Origin of the sequence: Streptomyces sp. NPDC059900 (assembly GCF_050270335.1) — a bacterium.
In the GTDB taxonomy this organism is placed as follows: domain Bacteria; phylum Actinomycetota; class Actinomycetes; order Streptomycetales; family Streptomycetaceae; genus Streptomyces.
Genome location: NZ_JBNNJZ010000705.1, coordinates 1 through 3,801, shown reverse-complemented (window position 1 = coordinate 3,801; position 3,801 = coordinate 1). Strand labels below are relative to the sequence as shown.

Here is a 3,801-nt window from a genome sequence, read left to right as displayed (position 1 = left end):
GGGTGACTTTGCCGTCGAGGGCGAGGATCTCCCCCCGGTCGGTGCGGACGAGGGGGTTCACCTCCACGAGGAGGGCGTCCTCACGGATCAGCACCTGCCACAGCTTGACCAGTACGCCGGCCGCTTCGCCGGGCAGTGAGGCAGCGGCGGCGATCTCGGCCGCCTTCGCCTCGCTCACTCCGGCCGCCGGGTCGATCTCCACGCGGGCGACGGCCTCGGGCCTGCTCGCCGCCACCTCCTCGATGTCCATGCCGCCCTCGGCGGAGGCGATCGCGAGGAAACGTCCTGCCGCGCGGTCCAGTACGTACGAGACGTAGAACTCGCTTTCGATCTCGACGGGTTGGGCCACCATCACCTTGCGGACGGTGTGGCCCTTGATGTCCATGCCGAGGATCTGGCGTGCGGTGATCTCGGCCGCGGCCGGGTCCGCGGCGACTTTCACGCCGCCCGCCTTGCCGCGTCCCCCGGTCTTCACCTGGGCCTTGACGACGACGCGGCCGCCCAGGCGTTCGGCGCCGGCGCGTGCTTCCTTCGCCGTGTCGGCGACTTCTGCCTGCGGCACCAAGATGCCGTGTTCCTCGAAGAGTTCCCTTGCCTGGTGCTCGAACAGGTCCATGCGGGCTCCTGACGCCGTGTCCTTACGGGGAGCGAACCCCCCGCCTCCGAAAAGTGCCGCACGCCCCCTGGACACCACTGACCGGATGCGGGATAACAAGCTTCATACAGTATTCGTCGACTGTATGCAATCTACCGCGAGAGCACCTACGAGCAGCGTGTGAGCGCTCCAACTCCCCTACGAAGGGACAGGACTTCGCCATGCCCGACGGCAGCAGCGACACGAACCAAACCCACATCTCCGGTGGGCATCTGGTCGCCAAGGCACTCAAGGCAGAGGGTGTGGAGGTCATCTACACCCTGTGCGGCGGCCACATCATCGACATCTACGACGGCTGCGTCGACGAGGGGATCGATGTCGTCGACGTACGCCACGAGCAGGTCGCCGCCCACGCGGCGGACGGCTACGCACGCCTCACCGGCAAACCGGGATGCGCCGTGGTGACGGCAGGGCCGGGAACCACGGACGCCGTCACGGGCGTCGCCAACGCCTTCCGCGCGGAGTCCCCCATGCTGCTGATCGGCGGCCAGGGAGCGCACACCCAGCACAAGATGGGGTCGCTGCAGGACCTTCCGCACGTCGACATGATGACGCCCATCACCAAGTTCGCCGCGACCGTGCCGGACACGGCGCGCGCCGCGGACATGGTGTCGATGGCCTTCCGCGAGTGCTTCCACGGCGCTCCCGGGCCGTCCTTCCTGGAGATCCCGCGCGATGTGCTCGACGCCAAGGTGCCGGTCGACAAGGCCCGGGTGCCGCAGGCCGGGCAGTACCGCGCCTCCACCCGCTCGGCCGGCGACCCCGAGGCCGTCGAGAAACTCGCCGACCTGCTCGTGCACGCCGAGAAGCCCGCGATCCTGCTCGGCAGCCAGGTGTGGACGACGCGGGGCACCGCCTCGGCCATCGAACTCGTGCGGACCCTGAACGTGCCCGCCTACATGAACGGCGCGGGCCGCGGCACCCTGCCGCCCGGCGACCCGCACCACTTCCAGCTCTCGCGGCGGTACGCCTTCTCCAACGCCGACCTCATCGTCATCGTGGGCACGCCCTTCGACTTCCGCATGGGCTACGGAAAGCGGCTCTCGCCGGACGCCACCGTCGTGCAGATCGACCTCGACTACCGCACCGTCGGCAAGAACAGGGACATCGACCTGGGCATCGTCGGTGACGCCGGGCTCATCCTGAAGTCCGTCACCGAGGCCGCGTCCGGCCGTCTCAACGGCGGTGCGTCCAAGCGCAAGGAGTGGCTCGACGAGCTGCGCGCCGCCGAGCAGACGGCGATCGAGAAGCGGCTTCCGAACCTGAAGTCCGACGCATCGCCGATCCACCCCTACCGGCTCGTCAGCGAAATCAACGACTTCCTTACCGAAGACTCCATCTACATCGGTGACGGCGGCGATATCGTCACCTTCTCCGGCCAGGTCGTGCAGCCCAAGTCGCCCGGCCACTGGATGGACCCCGGTCCGCTCGGCACGCTCGGCGTCGGCATCCCCTTCGTGCTCGCCGCCAAGCAGGCGCGACCCGACAAGGAGGTGGTGGCCCTCTTCGGAGACGGCGCGTTCTCGCTGACCGGCTGGGACTTCGAGACGCTCGTCCGCTACAACCTGCCCTTCGTGGGGATCGTCGGCAACAACTCCTCGATGAACCAGATCCGTTACGGCCAGAAGGCCAAGTACGGCGAGGAGCGCGAACGCATCGGCAACACCCTCGGAGACGTCCACTACGACAAGTTCGCCCAGATGCTCGGCGGCTACGGCGAAGAGGTACGCGACCCCGCCGACATCGGCCCCGCCCTGCTGCGGGCCCGTGAATCGGGCAAGCCCTCGCTGATCAACGTATGGGTCGACCCGGACGCGTACGCCCCCGGAACCATGAACCAGACCATGTACAAGTGAGGAGCCCGCGATGACGACCAAGGCTCTTGAGGGCGTACGCGTCCTCGACATGACACACGTCCAGTCCGGGCCCTCCGCCACTCAGCTGCTCGCCTGGCTGGGCGCGGACGTGGTGAAGCTGGAGGCGCCCTCCGGAGACATCACCCGCAAGCAGCTGCGTGATCTCCCGGACGTCGACTCGCTCTACTTCACGATGCTCAACTGCAACAAGCGCAGCATCACCCTCAACACCAAGACCGAGCGCGGCAAGGAACTCCTGACCGAGCTGATCCGGCGCTCCGACGTGATGGTGGAAAACTTCGGGCCGGGCGCCGTGGACCGCATGGGCTTCACCTGGGACCGCATCCAGGAGATCAACCCGCGGATCGTCTACGCCTCCATCAAGGGCTTCGGAGAGGGCCCCTACACCAACTTCAAGGCCTACGAAGTGGTGGCACAGGCCATGGGCGGCTCCATGTCGACCACGGGTTTCGAGGACGGCCCGCCGCTGGCCACCGGAGCCCAGATCGGCGACTCCGGGACCGGCATCCACGCCGTCGCCGGGATTCTCGCCGCCCTCTTCCAGAGGGAGAACACCGGCCGCGGACAGCGCGTGAACGTGGCCATGCAGCACGCCGTGCTCAACCTGTGCCGGGTCAAGCTGCGCGACCAGCAGCGCCTGGCGCACGGGCCGCTCGCCGAGTACCCGAACGAGGACTTCGGGGACGAGGTGCCGCGCTCCGGCAACGCGAGCGGCGGCGGACAGCCCGGCTGGGCGGTCAAGTGCGCGCCAGGCGGCCCGAACGACTACGTGTACGTCATCGTGCAGCCCGTGGGCTGGCAGCCGCTCACCGAGCTCATCGGGCGTCCCGAGCTGGCCCAGGACCCCGAGTGGGCCTCTCCGGAGGCGCGCCTTCCCAAGCTCGGCAAGATGTTCCAGCTGATCGAGGAATGGTCGTCGACGCTGCCCAAGTGGCAGGTCCTGGAGCGGCTCAACGCGCACAACATTCCGTGCGGTCCGATCCTCTCCACCAAGGAGATCATCGAGGACGCCTCGCTCGCCGCGAACGAGATGGTCGTCGAGGTGGCCCATCCCCAGCGCGGTTCCTTCACCACGGTCGGCTCCCCGCTCAAGCTCTCGGACTCCCCCGTCGACGTGGTCAGTTCGCCGCTGCTCGGCGAGCACAACGCGGAGGTCTTCGTCGGTGAGCTCGGCCTCGGCGACGAGGAACTGCGGCTGCTCAAGTCGAACGGAGTGATCTGATTGATGGCCGAAGACCGCGCACTGACGGTGCGTGCGCTCCTCGACAC

The 3,801-nt window shown here is 67.9% G+C and carries 3 protein-coding genes; 2 read left to right on the top strand and 1 reads right to left on the bottom strand.

Annotation, left to right across the window (positions count from 1 at the left end; translation table 11 throughout):
* On the bottom strand, positions 1-616 hold a 616-nt coding region (locus ACQKIP_RS42390; protein WP_427745448.1), incomplete at its 3' end, for an ATP-grasp domain-containing protein.
* 200 nt (positions 617-816) lie between these two features.
* Here ACQKIP_RS42390 and ACQKIP_RS42385 point away from each other — a divergent pair.
* Both ACQKIP_RS42385 and frc read left to right on the top strand, forming a co-directional pair.
* On the top strand, positions 817-2,511 hold the full coding sequence (locus ACQKIP_RS42385; protein WP_365855556.1) for a thiamine pyrophosphate-binding protein: 1,695 nt from the start codon (positions 817-819) through the stop codon (positions 2,509-2,511).
* A 10-nt stretch (positions 2,512-2,521) separates the two neighbouring features.
* Positions 2,522-3,754 carry a formyl-CoA transferase gene (gene frc, locus ACQKIP_RS42380; RefSeq protein ID WP_361376776.1) on the top strand — a complete coding sequence of 411 codons (1,233 nt, stop codon included), beginning with the start codon at positions 2,522-2,524 and terminating at the stop codon, positions 3,752-3,754.
* Positions 3,755-3,801: the final 47 nt, after the last annotated feature.